The organism is Thalassovita sp. ABM4_323 (assembly GCF_056158665.1).
Window position 1 is genome coordinate 146,564 of the sequence record NZ_JBSWTS010000003.1, and the last position, 18,643, is coordinate 165,206.

Annotated in this window: 18 protein-coding genes; 14 read left to right on the plus strand and 4 right to left on the minus strand. The window is 61.8% G+C overall.

Annotated elements, in window-relative coordinates:
• Nucleotides 1–12 precede the first annotated feature (12 nt).
• From ACXADQ_RS01170 to ACXADQ_RS01195, 6 genes are all read left to right on the plus strand, one after another.
• Nucleotides 13–165, plus strand: a complete 153-nt coding sequence (locus ACXADQ_RS01170) for an antitoxin PaaA2 family protein (protein ID WP_152467377.1) — start codon at nucleotides 13–15, stop codon at nucleotides 163–165.
• 101 nt (nucleotides 166–266) lie between these two features.
• Nucleotides 267–4,529: a strawberry notch family protein gene (locus ACXADQ_RS01175; RefSeq protein WP_152467376.1), complete on the plus strand. Its 4,263-nt coding sequence runs from the start codon at nucleotides 267–269 to the stop codon at nucleotides 4,527–4,529.
• Between the two features lie 121 nt (nucleotides 4,530–4,650).
• A complete protein-coding gene (locus ACXADQ_RS01180) occupies nucleotides 4,651–5,037 on the plus strand; it encodes a DUF6878 family protein (protein WP_152467375.1) in 387 nt (128 codons plus the stop codon).
• A 1-nt stretch (nucleotide 5,038) separates the two neighbouring features.
• A complete protein-coding gene (locus ACXADQ_RS01185) occupies nucleotides 5,039–5,500 on the plus strand; it encodes a DUF6915 family protein (RefSeq protein ID WP_152467374.1) in 462 nt (153 codons plus the stop codon).
• 100 nt (nucleotides 5,501–5,600) lie between these two features.
• Nucleotides 5,601–5,903 (plus strand): hypothetical protein, encoded by a 303-nt coding sequence (locus ACXADQ_RS01190; RefSeq protein WP_152467373.1) that lies wholly within the window; start codon nucleotides 5,601–5,603, stop codon nucleotides 5,901–5,903.
• A 125-nt stretch (nucleotides 5,904–6,028) separates the two neighbouring features.
• Nucleotides 6,029–6,757: a DUF736 family protein gene (locus ACXADQ_RS01195; RefSeq protein WP_152467372.1), complete on the plus strand. Its 729-nt coding sequence runs from the start codon at nucleotides 6,029–6,031 to the stop codon at nucleotides 6,755–6,757.
• A 478-nt stretch (nucleotides 6,758–7,235) separates the two neighbouring features.
• Here ACXADQ_RS01195 and ACXADQ_RS01200 read toward each other — a convergent pair whose 3' ends face one another.
• From ACXADQ_RS01200 to ACXADQ_RS01215, 4 genes are all read right to left on the minus strand, one after another.
• Nucleotides 7,236–8,468 carry a type II toxin-antitoxin system HipA family toxin gene (locus tag ACXADQ_RS01200; protein ID WP_065331756.1) on the minus strand — a complete coding sequence of 411 codons (1,233 nt, stop codon included), beginning with the start codon at nucleotides 8,466–8,468 and terminating at the stop codon, nucleotides 7,236–7,238.
• Entirely contained in the window at nucleotides 8,461–9,051 is a 591-nt protein-coding gene (locus ACXADQ_RS01205) for a helix-turn-helix domain-containing protein (RefSeq protein WP_152467449.1), read from the minus strand. Before ACXADQ_RS01205 ends, ACXADQ_RS01200 begins: the two co-directional genes overlap by 8 nt.
• A gap of 143 nt (nucleotides 9,052–9,194) precedes the next feature.
• Nucleotides 9,195–10,106, minus strand: a complete 912-nt coding sequence (locus ACXADQ_RS01210; RefSeq protein ID WP_152467448.1) for an ImmA/IrrE family metallo-endopeptidase — start codon at nucleotides 10,104–10,106, stop codon at nucleotides 9,195–9,197.
• Entirely contained in the window at nucleotides 10,103–10,426 is a 324-nt protein-coding gene (locus tag ACXADQ_RS01215) for a helix-turn-helix domain-containing protein (RefSeq protein WP_065331960.1), read from the minus strand. The genes ACXADQ_RS01210 and ACXADQ_RS01215 overlap by 4 nt, the downstream gene beginning before the upstream one ends.
• Nucleotides 10,427–10,567: 141 nt before the next feature.
• Between ACXADQ_RS01215 and ACXADQ_RS01220 the strand changes: the two genes are divergently transcribed.
• The 8 genes from ACXADQ_RS01220 (at nucleotide 10,568) to ACXADQ_RS01255 (ending at nucleotide 18,639) form a co-directional block, all read left to right on the plus strand.
• On the plus strand, nucleotides 10,568–10,801 hold the full coding sequence (locus tag ACXADQ_RS01220) for a DUF2188 domain-containing protein (protein ID WP_065331965.1): 234 nt from the start codon (nucleotides 10,568–10,570) through the stop codon (nucleotides 10,799–10,801).
• A 17-nt stretch (nucleotides 10,802–10,818) separates the two neighbouring features.
• The gene (locus tag ACXADQ_RS01225; protein WP_152467447.1) at nucleotides 10,819–11,085 is read left to right on the plus strand and encodes a multiubiquitin domain-containing protein; all 267 of its coding nucleotides are present in this window, start codon (nucleotides 10,819–10,821) and stop codon (nucleotides 11,083–11,085) included.
• A complete protein-coding gene (locus ACXADQ_RS01230) occupies nucleotides 11,060–12,244 on the plus strand; it encodes a ThiF family adenylyltransferase (RefSeq protein ID WP_152467446.1) in 1,185 nt (394 codons plus the stop codon). The genes ACXADQ_RS01225 and ACXADQ_RS01230 overlap by 26 nt, the downstream gene beginning before the upstream one ends.
• The gene (locus ACXADQ_RS01235) at nucleotides 12,234–12,659 is read left to right on the plus strand and encodes a ubiquitination-like system serine protease family protein (RefSeq protein ID WP_065331957.1); all 426 of its coding nucleotides are present in this window, start codon (nucleotides 12,234–12,236) and stop codon (nucleotides 12,657–12,659) included. Before ACXADQ_RS01230 ends, ACXADQ_RS01235 begins: the two co-directional genes overlap by 11 nt.
• A gap of 840 nt (nucleotides 12,660–13,499) precedes the next feature.
• Nucleotides 13,500–14,429, plus strand: a complete 930-nt coding sequence (locus tag ACXADQ_RS01240) for a DUF2493 domain-containing protein (protein ID WP_475314184.1) — start codon at nucleotides 13,500–13,502, stop codon at nucleotides 14,427–14,429.
• A gap of 535 nt (nucleotides 14,430–14,964) precedes the next feature.
• Nucleotides 14,965–15,171, plus strand: a complete 207-nt coding sequence (locus ACXADQ_RS01245; protein WP_007120662.1) for a hypothetical protein — start codon at nucleotides 14,965–14,967, stop codon at nucleotides 15,169–15,171.
• Between the two features lie 551 nt (nucleotides 15,172–15,722).
• Nucleotides 15,723–16,316 (plus strand): helix-turn-helix domain-containing protein, encoded by a 594-nt coding sequence (locus ACXADQ_RS01250; RefSeq protein ID WP_475314191.1) that lies wholly within the window; start codon nucleotides 15,723–15,725, stop codon nucleotides 16,314–16,316.
• The gene (locus tag ACXADQ_RS01255) at nucleotides 16,303–18,639 is read left to right on the plus strand and encodes a relaxase/mobilization nuclease domain-containing protein (RefSeq protein WP_475314196.1); all 2,337 of its coding nucleotides are present in this window, start codon (nucleotides 16,303–16,305) and stop codon (nucleotides 18,637–18,639) included. The genes ACXADQ_RS01250 and ACXADQ_RS01255 overlap by 14 nt, the downstream gene beginning before the upstream one ends.
• The last annotated feature ends 4 nt before the right edge of the window (nucleotides 18,640–18,643 follow it).

The following is an 18,643-nucleotide window of genomic DNA, read 5'->3' on the forward strand; positions in this document are numbered from 1 at the left end:
AGAAGCATTTCCGTGGCGGCTGATGTCAATTCGTATGACGCGTGGTTTCGTGCGCAGGTACAGACCGCGCTTGAGGATGCACGCGCGGGAACTTCACAGGTTCAGGTAATGCAGGCCGCGCAGGCTTTGATTGATGCGAAGCGCCAGGGCCAATCCAAGCCCTGACCAAGCCTTGGAGGTCAGCGCGGTCTGACCTCATCACACCGAAAAGCGAAAGCGGGCTTTTTGTCCTTTGGAACTCAGACCCTGATCCAAAGGAATTCCCCATGACCAAGCCCAATCCGGCGAACCCGACTCTTTCAATCTCTGACGCTAACGTCGCCTCTGCGCTGGCGCAAATCGGCGCGGAAATCGACCACCAGCCCCTGCGCAGCTCAGCGCTCGCACGCATCATGCGAGAGACCTTTCTTGGTAGCGATTCTGGCGGTGCCTGGGACTGGCGGAAGGCCTATGACCTGATGCAGGCCGCGGCCGTCCAGATGCTGTTGCGGGAGGACAACGCAGCGGGTGACATCGCCACCGCAAAGCTGCTTGCCTCACGGCTGCTGACGGAAACCCGCCGGTCAGAGCAGCAGATCCGGCTGCAGCAGTTTTCCACGCCGCTGGCATTCGCGGCCCTGATGGTGTGCGCCGCGGCGATCCGCAAGGGCGAGACCGTGCTGGAGCCCTCGGCTGGCACTGGTGCCCTGGCTGCTTTCGCCGCCCGGGCCGGTGCCATGCTTTTGCTCAATGACATCGACCCCTTTCGCCAGAGCCTATTGCGCGCTGTCTTCGGTGGCGAGGTGACGAGCCATGACGGCGAGCATATCGACGATCTGCTGCAGACGCCGGTTCTACCCGACATCGTGGTGATGAACCCGCCCTTCGCCTCTTCGGTCGACCGATCCCGCGACAAGCACATCGCCGCCAAACATCTCATTGCGGCTGCAAAGCGTCTCGCGCATGGCGGGCGGCTGGTGGCGATCATGCCGCCGGGATTCACGCCCGAACGCGATGCCGCGCATTGGTCGCGCGCTTGCGGTCTCCTGACGCCGCGCTTGGCCCTCACGATGCCGGGACAGGTTTACCGCAAGCTCGGCACCTCTGTGGAAACCCAGCTGATGGTCTTCGACAAGGTGCAGGAGGACGGAGAGATGATCCGCGCCAGCGTCAGGGACTTGGATGAAGCCTTGGCATATGTCGACGCAGTGGCCGCAACCCGGCCCGAGGCGCGCCCCGCCCAAAGGGTGGCGTCGATGCCGCACGCGCGGCCGACCGTTCACTCTTCTGCCCCGCGCAAGACCGCCGCTGCGCCTCTCGCCGCCTCCAATCCACGGCCCAATGCCGTCCGTCCGCTCAGCTTCACAAGCTTTCAGACCCCGCGCGACAACAGGCCCGTCTCGGACATCTATGCGCGCTACCGGCCGCAGCGCATTGAGATCGCGGGCGCGCAGGAACATCCCACTCCGCTGGTCGAAAGCATCGCCATGGCTTCCGTGGCGCCGCCCGTGCCTTCGGACACGGCCAGTGCGGAATTGCGCCTGCCAGCCAGGCTGATCGAGGATGGGCATCTCTCCGAGGCTCAGCTCGAGACCATCATCATGGCCCATGATGCCCATGGGCGTGACCTGCCGGGGCGGTTCACCATCGACGACGACCAGACCAAACTCACCCGTGCCGATGATGACCCGGACGCCAATGCTTATCGCCTTGGCTACTTCCTCGGTGACGGCACGGGCTGCGGCAAGGGGCGCGAATGCGCCGGGCTCATCCTGGTGAACTGGCTCGCTGGACGCAGAAAGGCGATCTGGGTCTCCAAATCCGCCACGCTCATCGAGGACGCGATCCGCGACTGGACCGATCTTGGCGGCTCGCCCGCCGACATCCAGCCGCTCTCCAAATGGAAACCGGATCAGCCCATCCCGATGGGCGACGGTATCCTCTTCGTCACCTACGCCACGCTGCGGTCCGCGGGCAAATGCGGCACCACGCGACTGAGCCAGATCCTCGCCTGGATGGGCGACGACTTCGATGGCGTGCTGGCCTTTGATGAGGCCCATGCCATGCAGAACGCGGCAGGGTCCGAGCAGGGCAGGGGGGTCAAACCCTCCCAGCAGGGCCTTGCGGGCCTGCGGCTGCAACTGGCCGCACCCCGCGCCCGCGTCTTCTACATCTCGGCCACGGGTGCCACGAGCGTGCATAACCTCGCCTATGCCGCGCGGCTCGGACTCTGGGGGCAGGGCCCCGAATACCCCTTCCCAAGCCGCGAGAGTTTCGTGTCGGCGATGGAAGCCGGCGGCGTTGCCGCCATGGAAGTGGTCGCGCGTGATCTCAAGACGCTCGGCCTCTACACGGCGCGCGCCCTCAGCTTCGATGGCGTGGAGTATGACGTGCTCGAACACGCACTTACTCCGGCCCAGATCGAGATCTACGACGCCTATGCGGGTGCGTTTCGGACGATCCACCACAATCTGGAAGCCGCACTGACTGCGACCGGTGTCAATGACGCCTCGGGGGAGACCAATGCCTCGGCCGCCCGCGCCTCGGCCAAGTCCCGGTTTGAAAGCACCAAGCAGCGCTTCTTCAACCATCTCCTGATGGGCATGAAAGCCCTGACCATCATCCGCGCCATCGAGGATGACCTCGCGGCGGGCCACGCTTGCGTCATCCAGGTGGTCTCGACAGGTGAGAGCCTGCTGAAACGCCGGCTTGAAACGATGGACCCCGACGACGAGCTCGTCGAGGTTGCCTTGACGCCGCGCGACTATGTTCTGGGCTACCTCGAACAGGCCTTCCCGATCCACGCGCAAAAGCTCGTGGAGATCGACGGCAACATGGTCGCGGAACCCTTGCGGGATGAGGCCGGCGCGCTGGTCGTCTCGCGCGAAGCGCTCGCTTTACGTGACGCGGCCATGATGGAGTTGATGACGCTGGCGCCGATCCCCTCGGCGCTCGATCAGATCCTCTGGGCTTTTGGCGATGAGGCCGTGGCAGAAGTCACGGGGCGGTCCATCCGGCCCCTCAAGGCCGAGGATGGTCATCTCTTCATCGAGAAGCGCAGCGCAAGCAGTAATTCGTCGGAGACCCAAGCCTTCATGGACGGCGAGAAGGATGTCTTGATCTTTTCCGATGCGGGCGGGACGGGCCGGTCCTATCATGCGGCACAAACGGCCAAGAACCAGAAGCGGCGGCGGCACTACCTGCTGGAGCCCGGCTGGCGCGCCGATGCGGCCATCCAGGGGCTGGGCCGCACGCATCGCTCTGCGCAGGTCAGCGCACCCTTCTTCCGGGTCTGCACCTCAGATGTGCATGGCGAGAAGCGCTTCACTTCGACGATTGCCAAGCGCCTCGATCAGCTTGGGGCCCTCACCAAAGGCCAGCGCGAGACCGGCTCGCAAGGCATGTTCCGCGAGGAGGACAATCTGGAAAGCCCGATCGCACGGGCGGCTTTGCGGGGATATTTCGCCGATCTTGCCGCCGGGCGCGCCGAGGCGATGAGCTACGAGAGTTTCACCGACTGGACCGCCCTGCGGCTGATCGACAAGGACGGGGTGCTGCTCGAAGAGCTTCCGCCGATCCAGCGGTTTCTCAACCGGGTGCTGGCGCTGCCCATCCACATGCAGAACGCGCTCTTTGCCGAGTTCATGCGCCGGATCGCTGATCAGACCGAACGGGCGCGCGCGGCAGGCACGCTCGATCTCGGCGTGGAAACCCTCCGCGGCGAAAAGATCGAACAGGTCTCGACCGAGGATCTCTGGACCTGCCCGAAATCCGGCGCCGTGACGCGGATCATCGGGCTCGAGGTGACGGACCCGGTCCATGTGCTGTCGGCGGATGACGCCCTGTCGCGCAACCCCGACAAGCGGCCGATGGTCAATCGCGCCTCCGGCCGCGCGGCGCTCATTTCGGCGCGCCCCATGCAGATGTATGACGAGGACATTGTCACGCTGATGCGCAAGGCCGTGCGATCCAACGGGTCGAGCTACCTCGAGGAGACGCGATTTGAGGCCTCGGCCTGGGAAGAGATCGGCAAGCCCGAGTTTGCAGGGCTTTGGGATGCTGAGGCTGCGTCCCTGCCGAAAACCACCACGACCAAGCTCTACCTGCTGACCGGGCTGCTGTTGCCGATCTGGAAGGACATTCCGACCACGAATGAACGCATCTACCGGGTCACGCCTGACGGGGCGACGGCCATGATCGGGCGCACGTTGAGCGAGGAAGGGGCAGCCGCGCTGCGCGCCCGCTTCCTTGTCTCCAACCCGCAAACGCCGCAAGAGATGCTGACTGCCGCCCTCGGCACCACCGCACCGGTCGATCTGGGCCGGGGTCTCACGATGACCCGTCGCCGGGTTGCAGGCGAGATGCGCCTCGAGCTCTCTGGTGCGGAACGGGGCATGATCGAGGGTCTCAAGTCCATTGGGTGTTTCACCGAGATCATCGCCTTCCAGCTGCGGGTGTTCCTGCCGCATGGGGACGGTGTCGACACGGGCGACATTCTGGCCCGGATCGTGGGGATGAGAACCAGCAAGGCGGCAGAACAAGCCGCCTGAAAAGCCAAAGCAGGCTTTGGGTGGGGCGTCGCAGATCGGGATTTGTCCGGTCTGCGCGTTCCGGGCGCGCGCGGGCCAATGCCACGCCCGACCCCTCAATTTCTTACAAGAGGACAGACCCATGACCAATCCCCAGATCGACTATGCCGCAATGGCGGCTCAGTGGCGCGCGGAGCGCGAAACCACCCTGAAGGCGACCCGAGCGGAGCTGATCGCGCAACTACGTGCGCTTGGCATCAGCGAAGTCACTGCCGAATACGAAGGCTATGGCGACTCCGGCAATATCGAGGATGTGACCGTGCAGTCTGCGGAGGTCAAACTGCCGGAGGTGCTTGCCACAGAGGTGGGCGATTTCGCCTGGTCGCTCGCTTATCACCATCACCCTGGGTTCGAGAACAACGAGGGCGGCTATGGCACGCTGACCTGGGACATTGCAGCAGACAGCATCACACTCGATCACGCCGACCGCTATGTCGAATGCTCACACAGCTATGACGAGGGGCTTTGAGATGGCGCATCCGCTTCATCATGCCGAAAGCTCGGCCCGAAAATTCGGCGGGGTGCCGTCCGACTATCAGTCCATACATAACTGGTTCGATGCCTCGAAAGAGCACCTCGCGCTCTTCACGCACCGGGCCTTGCGTCACCATGCCCAAGGCCTGTTTGAAGCCGAACGTGCCTTCGGTCTGACCCTGACCAATAGCGCTGGTCGAGAGATCCCCGTGCGCTGGATCGGCGAGCAGCATGTTCGTGAAGACTGCCAAGGCCGCATCCCGAGCATGGCGGACTGGCTGCGACGGATCCAGCCCGAGCCATGGATGGCCAATGGCCATATCGAGCAGCATGTCAGCGTGGAGCCCTGCAGCGATCCAAGAGTTGCCTGGGCATCAGAGGTGGCCGCCGGGCGAACGGTTCTTGGTCTGAAGGATTGGATGGCGGCGCGCGCGACGCAAGCCACGCAAGGTGCCTGACAGCTCTCGACCGTTTGCCAAACGAATAGTGCACGGAAGCCCGGTTGGACGACCGGGCTTCCTGCGGCGTTTACCCACCATTCTTCGTAAGGAGGTTCGCATGACACTCGAAGACATCAAGGCCGCCGTCGATGTCGGTCAGACCGTGCATTGGGTCAATACTGGCTACGTTGTGCACAAGGACCGGCTCGGTCAGTACCTGATCAGCTTTCTGCCGAACGGCAGCTGCATCGGTCTAACCGACCGGGAAGGGCACCGGTTGAATGGCAAAGAGGCGGAGTTCTTCGTCGCGCGATCGAAGGACGCCGCAGAAATTCCAGGCAACCAATCAAGACCAGACGGGCAGGGGAGGGGCGTAGCACCCGGAGGCGCGGGGGCATTCCCACTCGGACGGCAGCGCTGACCCGCGGCCGGGGCTGAAAGGAAAGCAGGCTTTCTGATTTGTGATCCCAGGAGGGGTCGAGAAAGCAATCCCGGATGCGCTGGCAAGAACGTCAGGCACCGGCCAATCCAAGAAGGAACTATCCCATGTTCGCAGGAACCCTCACCCGCAATGTCGAGACCGCCGCCGCCGAATACACCGGCATGATTCACTCGACGCGATTTGACATCGCCATCCAGCTTGAGGCACGGGCCAAGATGTCCACGCGCAGCCCGGATTACGACGTGACAGCAGTCAACAAATCGGGCCGCAAGGTCCGCATCGGCACGGCCTGGAACGAGACGGGCAATACCAGCGGAAACCCCTATATCTCGATGCAGATCGATGTGGGCCTCGGCCCGTTCCGGGTCAACGCGGTGCAGACGAAAGAGGCGCGCGCGGCCCAGAGCGGCGAATTCGAGATCATCCCGTTGGTCTCGAACGGCCTGATGAAATCCGGCTCGATCTCGGGCGAGCTCACCGCCATGGACGCTGACAACGCCTTCACCGGCTACATCGCCAATATGATGTTCGATCTGGAGTTCATGCTGATCGAGAACAGCTACAAGACCGAGGAGACCCACCCTGACTACCGCATCGAGGTCAGCTCGCCCCGGGGCACGCCGATCCGCGTTGGCTCGGCGTGGATGGCCAAGAGCAGCCGCACGGGCAATGACTACCTGTCGCTGCTGATCAACACGCCCGATGGCGACCTGCGTGTCAACGCCGTCCAGAACGAAGAACAGCGCGGTGGCCAGACTTTCTCGATCATTCCGTTCATCGACAGCGGTGATCAGGCGCAAGACGCGGGCGCGGGGCTGTCGCTGGTTGCCTGAACAGCGCGCGAGGTGAGACGATCTGAACCGAAAGGGGAGCCGTGGGATCACGGTTCCCCTTTTTCTGTGCTGGTGTGGTTTGGAGATGGCGCGAAGTAAACTATGCTTAGGTCAGGTGTCGAAGTAGGCCTAGAGCCGCCATTCTGCAGTCGGTGGCGACCCCGGCTGATGCTGCAGCAAGCACCAAGGGCAGCGAAGCGCAGTTAGCGATCTTTGGAAACTCAGCCTTTCTCTATCTCAACAAGCGCCTTTGCTAACATGACAGCTGGAACGAGGCAAAGATCAGCGGACGATCGGGCGACTTGTTCGAGAGCGCCAAGAAATTCTGGAACCTGCCAAACGTCGCAAGCTAACATCTATCGCCCTGCTTCGCCGGAGCCGTCCGTCACCCCTCACTTGCTGATGGGGGTGCGGCGGCGCAGAAGATCAGGGCACCCGCCTCCGCCCTGCTCTGCTAGTGAGTCAGGAACCTCTTGCCCTATGAAAGTTCTTCCAGGATGGGCACTGTCTTCATGTGATCCTCAACGGCAGACCTGACCTCATCACTCATCGGCAGGTTTGCCGCTTCTGTGCCCCAATGCTCCCGAAAAGCCTGAACCGTCTCTTGGGCCGCGTCGATCGCCATCTTCCTCGGGATCGATGCTTTGACGGCAAGGTGCTCTAGCTCATCAACCGAGAATGCCGAAAACACCTTGGCACGGCTGATCTTCATGTTGGTCGCATCACCCGGAATGTAGGGCACAGTCGCCACAAAATCATAAGCTGGTGCCAGCGAGACATACCGCCTGTCCGGATAGATCAGTGACCAGTTCTTCATGTGCATATCAGCATTGCCGATCAGCATGTTGAAGGTCAGGCGCCGGACATATTCGATGATGTCGGCATCATTACCTTCGGCGGCGATCACCTGGGCGATGTTGCGGAATGTGCCATTGCCGTATTTGTCTTCGGGATAGAGCCCATAGACCTGCGCAAAATCCTCGATATGCACGCGCGACCCGTCGGAAAGGCGATCAAACCGCTCGATCACAAAGGCATGGTTGCCGATCTTATCGATACCCTCGGGCAGGTTCTTGATCGCATCGATACTGACCAGATCGATGGCAGGGACGTTCATCCCGATAAGGCCGGCCAGCTTCATCATCGAGAATTCATTTTCAGGGACGCCTGCGAATTCACGCGAGGGTAGCTTCACGATCCAGGAGCCCCCGACACCAGAGGCGGGAATGGTCAGCCCGCCACTAGCTTCCATCACGGCGGAAAACTTGAGCTGAACGCCTGCCAGCGAAAACCGCAAAGCATTCTCTCGCTGATCATCGCCATGATCATCGGCGCCATCGGCCGCATCCGGCGGCCAGGCTTCACCGTCAGCAGGGGTGATCGTGATCGCGCCGGGCAGGTCATGGCCAAGCGCCCAAAGCAGATAGAATTCTCGTTCGGGATTCACGCCCGCCTGTTCGGCCAGGTATTTGCGCAGATGGCCTTCGGGAAGAAGGTTTGAGAAGAAGGGCATGACGCGCTTCTGATAGGGCCGAAAATCCGTATAGAGTTCCCCGAATTCATCCTTGAAGGCGAGCCCGAGGGTCGGCCTGTCAGGATTTTCGATGTACTCGTCGGTGAAGGCAAAGATGGTGCGATCGCCGCCAAGATTGGTGAGCGTGCCAATGGGCTCGCCATACAGGTTTACGTTCAGCACGGAGACATTACTCATCGTTGTCTCCATCAAGGCGATAGGCAGGACGCGGCAAGCGCGTCCGTTCCTCATCGGCTATGCCATGGGCGAGTGCGTTGCGGAAACTGTTCATCTGCTTTGACGCTTCCTGCAGCGCGGCAACGCCACCCGCGTTCTCCACGGCTTTGAGCGCTTCACGTATGCTGCGCAATGTGTCGGTATTCCGGATCAGGTTCTCGAACTGTCGCATCTCGCGAAACTGCCGCTGCAGGTTTTCGAAGACGGGACTATCGATCTTGAGCGACTGGATGTGCTCAAGCTGCTTGGCGAGCCGGGCAATCTCTTTACGCGCCTCCGGCGTGGCCTTCGGCACGTCGTTTATGCTACGGGTGATCGTTCTTACGGCAGGCGCGGCCTTGCGCGGAACAAGCGCCAGTTCCAGATCAAGGGCGTTGGCGATGGCGGTCAGACTTGAGACGGTGAGGTTCACAGCGCCGCTCTCGATCTTGGAGATATGCGACTGCGGCACGCCTGCATGGGCGCTCAGCGCGCGCTGGCTCAGCCCCTTCTTTTCGCGGGCAGCTTTCAGTGTCGCCGCCAGTTTCTCGCTCTCATAGCTCATTTTGATATAATCCTGCATATCAAGCAAAGCGCTTGATCTACTTTAATGTATCATATGAAGCCTGAATTTTCAAGACGTGATCTAGTTTGACATATCGTAAGCTAGAAACGATCTATTTCTATAGATCGAACCATGGGGCATTGCTAGCCCAACCACGATGAACCCGGCGTGCGGCTCACCATACGGTCGTATGTATCCTCTTCAGCCTCTTCGGCAGGCTCGAAGCGTGACGGCGCGTCCCCAAGATGGATTAGGGAAAGCGCAAAGTCGTGGACTTCGGAGACCAGAGCATGTTCGGTGCAGGGCTCTTTGAACCAGCTTCCTGACTCATGCTCTCTCGTTGCTTTTCGCCGAACCAGTTCAGTTTCCGTTGCCGGTATCGCGGTCGCCGGTATCTCGATTGGCGGTCGGCCAGCCGTCTTGAAGTAGGCGCCAGTGCGCAAGGCGCGATCACTCGACCGCGCCCAATGAATGAAGCCATCAATAGATTTCACAAGAACTGCCCGGCGCTCGGTGTACTGCAGCCAGCGCAGCGTCGCCGCGATCAGGGAAACGCCGTAGCGGTCCGCGCATGCGCCCAAGGCCTCTAGTTCAGGCTGAGACTTCGGAGCGATCTGCGCACGGAAGTCATCCAGTGGCATGAGGAGATTTGCGGCGAACTCGTTCGCTTCTTTCTCGATCTGCCGATATTTGCTGTCCCAGCGTTCCATGTCCTCGGTGCTGCACTGGATACCGTCAGGATGATCCTGCCTGTGCAAGAGGTAGTGCCCGAACTCGTGGGCGAGGGTAAAGTTGATGCGCCCCGGCGATGCTGTGTCCGAATTGTAGAAGATGCCCCAGCCCATTTCGCCAGGCGGGGCCTTCATCAAGGCGCCCTCGAATCCCTTCAGCGGGGCACCCTGCACAAGACTTATCGGATCGTCAGGAAAGCGCTGCTTTGAAAAATCGTAGGCAAGCGCTTCAACATTGACCGGAAAGCGGTCGTCGCCACCCAAGGTGTTCAGGATGATGGTCAGGTCGTATGCCCATCGTTGCGGCGACTTCGGCTTGGTCATCCGGGTTTCCCCCACAGCTTTACCATCTCGCGGATTTTTTCTTTGGTATCAGGGTCCATGTGTTTGTATTCACGATAGAACTGCGCATCGACGGCGTCTTCCTCGGTTATCGCCTGCTTTTCATCGAGCAGGTATTCAATCGTGACACCAAGTACTTCTGCAATCTTGGCCAGCTTCTCCGCCGATGGACGCGGCGGGTTCTTGTTCTCCAGTTCCCATATGTAGCTTTTGCTGGAGCCGGTGAGCTCGGCAAGTTTGTCAAGCGTGAGCTTTTGCTCCTTCCGTAAGCGGCGAATCTTCTCTCCCAGGCTGTTGGTCATGTGGCGGCCTCCCCGTCGATCTTATTGTTCGGTAAAGGCGTACTTTACGTGCTTGACTTCTGACTTTCAACAAATATATGATGTTCGGAGTAGGCATACTTTTTATGCCTGCAACCCTAACGAACAGGAGGTATGGAAACCATGAGTAAGGGACCGAAGACCCATCACGTCGTGCCGAACCCGGCAGGCGGATGGGATGTGAAGCGTGGCGGCGCATCCCGCGCCAGCAGCCACCATGAAACCAAGCAGGACGCCGTTGATCGCGGACGTGAAATCAGCCGCAACCAGCAAAGCGAACTGCGTATCCACAACCGCGACGGACGGATCGCCAGCAGTGACAGCCACGGTGGCGACCCGTTCCCGCCGAAAGGCTAAAAAGAAAGGACCTGGCCATGCCGAAGGACGAAAAAGGCAAACCGGAAAAAGAGTACACGATTGTTGTGAACGGCCGCGAGAAGACGGTGACGGCGACAGAACTTGGCGAGGACGATCTGGTCGCGCTTGCTTACGAAAACCCGCCCACGGGCGAGTTGATCTGCTTCACCATTACCTACCGGCGCGGCCAGGGCAACAAGCCCGAGGGCACGCTGGATGAGGGCGATACCGTGAAGCTGAAGGAGGGCATGATCTTCAATGTCACGGCAACTGATAAGTCGTAACGCCGATCTCAAGGCCCTCGAAGAAGGCGGATACGAGGTGGCTGTGAAAAGTGGCCACCTCGTGATCTCCAACGTGCCCTACGTGAAGGCCAATCGCGAGGTAAAGCTTGGCACGCTCGTTTCTGTTCTGCAGACGAACGGTGGCGAGACGATGGCGCCGAGCGACCATAAGGCGTACTTCGTGGGCGAGCATCCTTGCGATCACAATGGCAAGACACTCGAAGGCATCAGGCACTCCAGCAAACGCCAGAGCCTCGGCAAAGACATCACGGTAGACCACATGTTTTCGGCCAAGCCAAAAGAGGGCTACCGCGACTACGAACACAAAATGACCACCTATGTGGAGATGATCGCATCGCCCGCGCGGAAAATCGATCCGACGGCTGATGCGCGCACCTACGTCGTCGCAGACTCCGATGAACCTGATCCGGTATTCAACTACCAGGACACAGCCTCGACACGGGCCGGGATCGGCGGTTTTTCCGAAAAGCTGGCGATGAACAAGGTCGCCATTGTTGGCCTCGGCGGAACAGGCTCTTATGTGCTCGATCTGCTCGCTAAGACGCCGATCCGCGAGCTGCATCTTATCGACGGTGATGATTTCCTGCAGCACAACGCGTTCCGTAGCCCGGGCGCACCCAGCATTGAAACACTGCGGGAACGGAACAAGAAGGTCGATTACTTCGCAGCGCTTTATGCGCCTATACGTAAAGGGATCGTCCCGCATCCAGTCTATCTCGACGAATCCAACGTGGACCTGCTGAACGAGATGGATTTCGTCTTTGTGTGCGTTGACTCCGGCGCCGCCAAACGCCCGGCTGTCGAACACCTCGAAGAACAGGGCACCCCCTTCATTGATGTTGGTATGGGGATCGAGATGGGCGACGATGCCCTGGTGGGTGTGCTGCGGGTGACGCTGAGCACCGCCGAACAGCGAGAGCCGCTTCGTCGCCGCGTCGGCATGGGCGAGGCGGACGTAGATGATGCTTACGCCACCAACATCCAGGTGGCTGACCTGAACGCCCTGAACGCGACGCTCGCGGTGATCCGGTGGAAGAAGCTTGTAGGGTTTTACGCCGATTTTGAGGGCGAGCATTCCAGCAACTACACGATTGATGGCAACACGATAAACAACATGGACGGGCGCGATGACGATTAAGAAGATTACCCACAAATTTGTAGATGCGATCCCCGAGCAGACCGAGGAGGGCGTTCTGTACCTCGCCATGGATTACGCAACGGCCGTTCACAAATGCGCCTGCGGCTGTGGCAGGGAAGTCGTCACGCCCTTAAGCCCGACGGACTGGAAGATGGGCTATGACGGTGTGTCGATCTCGCTCTCGCCGTCCATCGGGAACTGGAGCTTTCCTTGCCGGTCGCATTACTGGATCAAGCACAGCAATATCCGGTGGGCAGGTGATATGAGTGATGAACAGATTGCCGCTGGACGGGCGCACGACCGTCGCGCCAAAGGTCGGTATTACGATGCGCCGGAAGCCCCCGCATCAATGGCGAATGCGGATGTGCCACAAGGTCTTTGGCAACGTTTCCGGCGGTGGCTAAGCGGCAAGTAATGGTTAGTACCGACGCCGATATCCTTACCGCGAGAGCAGTTTTGCCCCGAATCCCTTCCGTTGGATGATGTATGGCGGCTGCCCCTACGGCAAAAGACGGTTTATCCAGATGCGCACGCAGCATATGTATCTCCACCCGCCGCCAAAACCCGCAACTTTGCGAAGTCCACTTCCTACGCATCGCTGCCGTTCGTCCAAGGCGCAGCGAATGACTGGCTCCCGCCCATCACGTCCAATGCCCGGAAAAGCAATCACTATAGTCGGCAGCAGCGTCGCCAGCACATCAACCTTGGGCTAAGCCTTGCGGCCTCCCCAGCTCGGCTTCGCGTGTCGCAGGTGAGAACGGCCCTTCGGTCCGTCGCGCATTCGGCCATGCGGCCTCACCGCGGCGTAGCGCCCGGCATCCCGGTTTGCCCGCCTCGCGAGCACGTTGCTCCCCGGCCGCTCCGCCGGATTGCGCTCTGGTCTGTTTTGGCCGAGGCCAAAACGATCCCGCCGCTTCATCCGTCTCCCGCGTCCGGTCGCCCCGTTTGCCTGCTCGTGTCGGGCAAACCTACCGTCAAAACACACACACATGAGCGTGGAATCATATCCTCCGGATGGCCCCCAAATCAGCCCGCGTCAAGGATCGCAAAACTTTTCGGCGAGTGCGGGGTCTGTGGTGCGGGGCGATCCCGTGCGTGAGCGCGCGCATGTGTCTGGTGTTGCGCGCGGAAAACTTTTGCGCCCGGCAAGCCGGCGGCTTCGCCGTCCCTGACCCGGGCAAATTCGGAAACCAGGCATTCGGCCATGCCCCCACACTCACGTGGTGGCTCCTCAACCGAACACTGGAGACCAGACATGGCTTACGACACTGCAAACACCTACGAGACCATCGAGCTTTTCGGACTGACCGAGAAGGATGCACAGCTGCCGATCCCGGACGACCACATCCTGACCGACCGCATCATCCGCGAGAGCTTCGAGGCTCTGCTCGGTCAATTGCGAAATACCGGGCTCGAGGCGGAAATCGAACCGCTGGCCCATGGGCTCGCCACGATCCTGCAGCGGCGCAAGGTGGCGCTTGGCAAGGAGGTCGACCGCACCGCCGACAAGATCGGCGCGCTCGCAAAATCCCATGACGGATCGGAGATCGCCGAGACCGCGCTGGAAGAAGCGCAGGTACGCTTCCTGCAGCTGCGCGAGATCGTCAGCGCCATCGAGGTGATGAGCGAGGCAGCGGCGGAATGCTACGAGATCGAGACCGGTCACGCCTTCATCCCGGCCGCCGGGTCGCGCGCAAGCGTCCGGGCGCAAGAGACCGGGGCGGTCTTCGAGGCGCGGCAGCTGCTGGAGCAGCACGACCGCGAAACCGCCGAGAAGTCGAAAGTCGAGGGGGTGCCCCTGATCGTCTCGGGCGCCACCGACTGGACCGATGTCGATGTGATCTTCAATACGCTCGACAAAGTTCGCGAACGGATCAAGCAGAACCGCAACCAGGAGATCTTCCTCTGCCACAAGGGAGGCAAGCACGGGGCGGAGATGATTGCGGCCCGGTGGGCGCGCGCCCGCGGGGTCGCGCAGGCGCGCTTCGATCCGCGCTGGTCCGCACACGGGCGGGCGGCACCGTTCAAGTGCAACGACGAGATGCTGGACGACAAGTTCGCGGCGACGGGGGTTGTACTCTTCGGCGGCAACGGGGTCGCTCTGAACCTCGGGCAGAAGGCGGAAGCGAAAGGCCTGACGGTCATGCGGGTTGCTGACCCGGCGAAGACGGCGTCGCAGGAGTGAATTGAGAGGGTCGCCTTCGGGCGGCCCTTTCGTCATGTCTCATGGCGCGTGCGATCGGTCACACTTGATCGGCAGCTCACGGCGTCCAGCACCGTCATCCCTCTACCCAGCCCGTCAGAGTTCGGCCCATCCGCATCGGTACGGGCTGGGGATGGTGCGCACCTCGCACATCGTCAGCAGCGCAAGACCGAGGGGTCGAGACGTCGCACATGAGGCTGAAGACCTGCACAACCCTCGGGTGGCGTTTCGGGACATCGCACCTAAGCGATCGGGCTCCGTTAGCTCCCCGGCCAGGCTTGGCGGGACGAGGACGCGGATGGTGGCGGCAGCGTGATGGCAAGGGTCATCCGGATCACTCCTTTTTGCTCATAGATGTGGATCGCACGGGGTCGGCCCAATCGTGCCCTCAGCTCACGCTTCGGCAAGCACAAATACGGCTTCCACGGCAGGGCCGCGGACCCTCCGCATTTGCACTTGCGACCGGGCCTCTTGCCCCCGTGCCGGGTGATCCCCATCGCAACAAGGAGTAACCCAAATGACCAACCACTACGTCGCCACCGTCCCAGTCAAGTTCACCGACACCGATGGCCAGGAGCGCACCCGTTTTCAGCGCGTGGGTGCGATGTTCCGCAACACCCGCAACGGGGACGGCTCGGAGTTCTTCAGCCTCAAGCTCGACTTCCCCGTCGCGGTCTCGGAGCTGGTGATGTTCCCGCCGAGCGCGAAGGATCCGCAGGACTAAATCCTCTGACGAGGATGGGCCGCCATCAGGCGGCCCTGTCCCTGTTCCAGGGATGCCGTCACTGGCGCGGGTGATCGCCGACAGTGATCTACTCTTGGTGCCGGTATCCTCGCGCTCAAAGGACGCACTCCCCCCCGGAATGATCATGCCGCGACAGACCGGCCAGTCAGCCTCAAGGGGGCCATCCACAAAAACAGGCAGGCCAGGGCCTCCCGGTTTTTGCGGCAGAGATTTGGGGACCCAAATCTGGCCCTCCTTGACCCTGCCTGTCCGCCCTGTCGGTGGGGTTTGCGCCCGCCCGCGGTTCCGTCCGAACACATGCGTGTTCGGCCAGACCCTCGGGCGGGGCTGGCGGACGGGACCCCTAGGACAGGTGGTCGCCCGGTGGTGAGGGCGGCAGGCCCGCGCCCCTGCGGGTCGCGGGGGAAGCGGACACCAAGGCTGCCTGAGACTGAATGCAACGTAAGTATATAATTGACAGCTAGGTATATTATCGTAAGGTGAGGGCAGCCTTGGTGGAAGGTGGCAGGAAATAGGGGGTCTTTCTTCGCATGTCGCGCTCAAAACGTCTCACAGATGCGGACCGCATGGAGATCGTTCGCGAGGCTGCGGAAGGTGTGTCGACATCCGTGTTGGCGGAGCGGTTTGGCGTGTCGCCGCGGGCGATCCAGTACACGCTCAAAGCCGATGCCGAGCGCCAGGCCGATGCCGCTATTCCGGTCTTAGCAGTCAGTGTGAAGGTCACGGCTGCGGAGCTGGCGGCGCTCGACGAGGTGCTGGCCGAGGCGGGGATCGAGAGCCGGGCCGAGGGTCTGCGGCGGCTCATTCAGGCGGCAGGCGGGGTGTTCGTTCCGGACGCGCAGATGGCGGCTGAGATGGCGCGTTACCGCGCCTCGCTGCATGAGGTTGGCAATGGGGTCGCGCAGATCGCCAAGCAGATGACGCGGGCCAACCGGATGGGGCAGGTGGCCGTGGGCGGCACGAGTGCCGAGTTCACCGAATTGCGTCTCGCGCAGATGCGCGGGCTGGCGCGGTTCATCCTCAATTCCGCCGACGAGATCGACCTGCTCCTGCGCCGCCGCCGTGACGCGATGCAGCTCGAAGCCAGTGCTGCGCTAAGGGAGTTTGCCCATGCGGCTGAATGATGCTGTTGACGCTGTCACGGGCGAGGTCTTTCGGGACGGCTGGAGCCGAATCCGGGGCTCGATGCAGGGGCTGCATGTCGCCAAGCAGCGCCAGCTTGTGCGCGCGGCGGCAGGGCATCGGCCGGCGGTCTTCAAGGCGATCCGGGGCGGCGGTACGCATACCAAATCACAGCTCGCAAACCAGCTCGAGTACCTCACCACCAAGTCCACCCATATCGTGGACAGTAGCGGGTTTCTGGATGGCAAGGCGAAGCTCGAGGCGCGTGACATCAAGGATCTGACCGAGCGCTTTGCCAAGCGGTGGGATGCAGGCTTCAAACCCAAGCTGGGCCAGACAACCCACATGCTCATGTCCTTCCCCGTCGGCACGCGCGGGGAGGATGTGCGCGACATCGCGACAGATGTGGCGGAGCGGTTCTTCCAGACCGACGAAGGGCATTTCGACTACATCATCGCGGTGCATGAGGACCGCGATCACCCGCATGCGCATCTGGTTCTGAACCGCCGCTCGCAAGAAGGCGAGTTCTTCTACCTGGGGCGCAACCACCGCTTCAACTATGACGACTTCCGCCTCGCCATGGTCGAGGAGGCGGAAAAGTACGGCGTGCGCCTGGAAGCCACGCGCCGGGTCGATCGCGGGGTTGTCCATTACCCGGCCCGGACCAGCGAAGTTTATGCCGCGAAGGAAGAGGGTCGCGCGCCCCGCGAGCGTGAACGCGTCGGGGCCGACCTGACCCGGACGCTGGCGGAGATCGCCAACACCAGAACCGTCTACCATTCGCTTGCTGCGGAGGCTTCGCGCGAGGCCCGCGAGGATATTGCCACAGCCCTCTTTCGCGCGGGCGAGGTGCTGGCGCATGGCGGGCAGGTGGACCGAACAGGAGATGTGTATATGGCCGAGGATCAAAGTTTCGAGGATCTGAGAAGCCTCTATGCGGAAAAGCTCGCGCGGGTTCAGGGCATGATCGCCGAGAAGTCCGATGCGGAACGTCCCGCGCTGGAAAAGCGCCTCATCGAGATCCAGAAGCAGGTCCAGCACATGCAGCCCTTGGGGCTGCGATCATCCACGCTGTCGGAGACCCCCTCGGAGGGCGGGGTCTATTCCGAGGCCAATATCGACAACAGCCAGCTCGCGCGTCTGGCAATGCCCGACTTGAGATCGCGCATCGACACCGCGCTGCGCGGCACCGGGATCAGCACATCGGAAGTGGTCGCCCGGATCGAAACCGGCGCCTCGAATGCCGCGCTTGAGCATCAATGGATCGCCGATGATCTCTCCAAGGTGGCCGAGGCGCGGGACCTGAACCTCGAACGCCGCGCCGACCTGGAAAAGGCGCGTGACATCCTGAATGACGTGCATGTCGAGCTTGGCACGCTTCTGGAACGGGAGAACGTGCTGCGCCGGGATGGTGTAATGGAAGCGGATGCGGTCAGCGAGCGGTTCCACTATCACGAGGGCGCGGTCCGGGCGATGGAAGGGACAATCCGTCAGGAGATGCGCGCAGACGGTCTGACAGCGCAGCAGATCGAGGACCGGGACTGGGAGGTTGTCTCGCGGGCGGAGCGCCGGATCGAAGCGGAGCAGCGCGCGTATCTCGAGGCACACCCGGACTTGCTCGCACGACCGGGAGATGTGATCGACCGGTCCGAGCCCTACAGGGAGACCATCAGCGATGCGGCCCGCGCCAGCGAGATCACCCGCGAAGTCGACCGGATCATGGACGGGCGCGATATCCGTACGCCCGTTGCAGATGCTGTCACGGATGACTTGCGCGCGCGCTATCCGGATATGCCGTCTCACCTCGCCCGTGGGCTCGGCGCGACCTACGCCGCCGTCGTCGAGATCCGGGACACGGAAGCCATCAATCAGGTCCGCCGCGAAACCGAGTTGCGCGAGGGGCTTGGGGTTGGCACGCGCGACGCACCCCTCGCAGCCCGCGATGAAACGGCGATGCGGTCTGATGAACGTACCGACCGTCTCGCAGACGAGATTGCACGTGTCCTGGACCATGAGCGGGCGGGGGAGTTGTCCGCGCCCTTCGAGACCGAAGCGGAACGGGATGCCTTCCGCAACGAGATCGCACGGGTGCTGGATGACCGCCAATTGGGCCGCCTCACATCCGGCGATGCCGATGCGCTGGACAAGGTTCTCGAGGACCGCCTCGACCGGCTCTATGTTGCCAAGGTCTACCTGCAATCCGATGCCACGACGGCCAACACGGAGGCCTTGCGCCAGGTGGTCGATGAACTCGCCGATGCCGAATACGAAAAACATCGCGCCACAGACGTGGATGGCGAGACCGAGCGGGGTCAGGTCCATTGAGCGC

Bases quoted from the DNA above. Each gene is read 5' to 3' on its own strand.
- ACXADQ_RS01250 (WP_475314191.1), top strand. From the start codon at position 15,723: ATGTCGCGCTCAAAACGTCTCACAGATGCGGACCGCATGGAGATCGTT.
- ACXADQ_RS01175 (WP_152467376.1), top strand. From the start codon at position 267: ATGACCAAGCCCAATCCGGCGAACCCGACTCTTTCAATCTCTGACGCT.
- ACXADQ_RS01205 (WP_152467449.1), bottom strand. From the start codon at position 9,051: ATGAGCTATGAGAGCGAGAAACTGGCGGCGACACTGAAAGCTGCCCGC.
- ACXADQ_RS01200 (WP_065331756.1), bottom strand. From the start codon at position 8,468: ATGAGTAATGTCTCCGTGCTGAACGTAAACCTGTATGGCGAGCCCATT.
- ACXADQ_RS01215 (WP_065331960.1), bottom strand. From the start codon at position 10,426: ATGACCAACAGCCTGGGAGAGAAGATTCGCCGCTTACGGAAGGAGCAA.
- ACXADQ_RS01225 (WP_152467447.1), top strand. From the start codon at position 10,819: ATGCCGAAGGACGAAAAAGGCAAACCGGAAAAAGAGTACACGATTGTT.
- ACXADQ_RS01210 (WP_152467448.1), bottom strand. From the start codon at position 10,106: ATGACCAAGCCGAAGTCGCCGCAACGATGGGCATACGACCTGACCATC.
- ACXADQ_RS01230 (WP_152467446.1), top strand. From the start codon at position 11,060: ATGTCACGGCAACTGATAAGTCGTAACGCCGATCTCAAGGCCCTCGAA.
- ACXADQ_RS01190 (WP_152467373.1), top strand. From the start codon at position 5,601: ATGACACTCGAAGACATCAAGGCCGCCGTCGATGTCGGTCAGACCGTG.
- ACXADQ_RS01255 (WP_475314196.1), top strand. From the start codon at position 16,303: ATGCGGCTGAATGATGCTGTTGACGCTGTCACGGGCGAGGTCTTTCGG.
- ACXADQ_RS01235 (WP_065331957.1), top strand. From the start codon at position 12,234: ATGACGATTAAGAAGATTACCCACAAATTTGTAGATGCGATCCCCGAG.
- ACXADQ_RS01195 (WP_152467372.1), top strand. From the start codon at position 6,029: ATGTTCGCAGGAACCCTCACCCGCAATGTCGAGACCGCCGCCGCCGAA.
- ACXADQ_RS01245 (WP_007120662.1), top strand. From the start codon at position 14,965: ATGACCAACCACTACGTCGCCACCGTCCCAGTCAAGTTCACCGACACC.
- ACXADQ_RS01220 (WP_065331965.1), top strand. From the start codon at position 10,568: ATGAGTAAGGGACCGAAGACCCATCACGTCGTGCCGAACCCGGCAGGC.
- ACXADQ_RS01185 (WP_152467374.1), top strand. From the start codon at position 5,039: ATGGCGCATCCGCTTCATCATGCCGAAAGCTCGGCCCGAAAATTCGGC.
- ACXADQ_RS01180 (WP_152467375.1), top strand. From the start codon at position 4,651: ATGACCAATCCCCAGATCGACTATGCCGCAATGGCGGCTCAGTGGCGC.
- ACXADQ_RS01240 (WP_475314184.1), top strand. From the start codon at position 13,500: ATGGCTTACGACACTGCAAACACCTACGAGACCATCGAGCTTTTCGGA.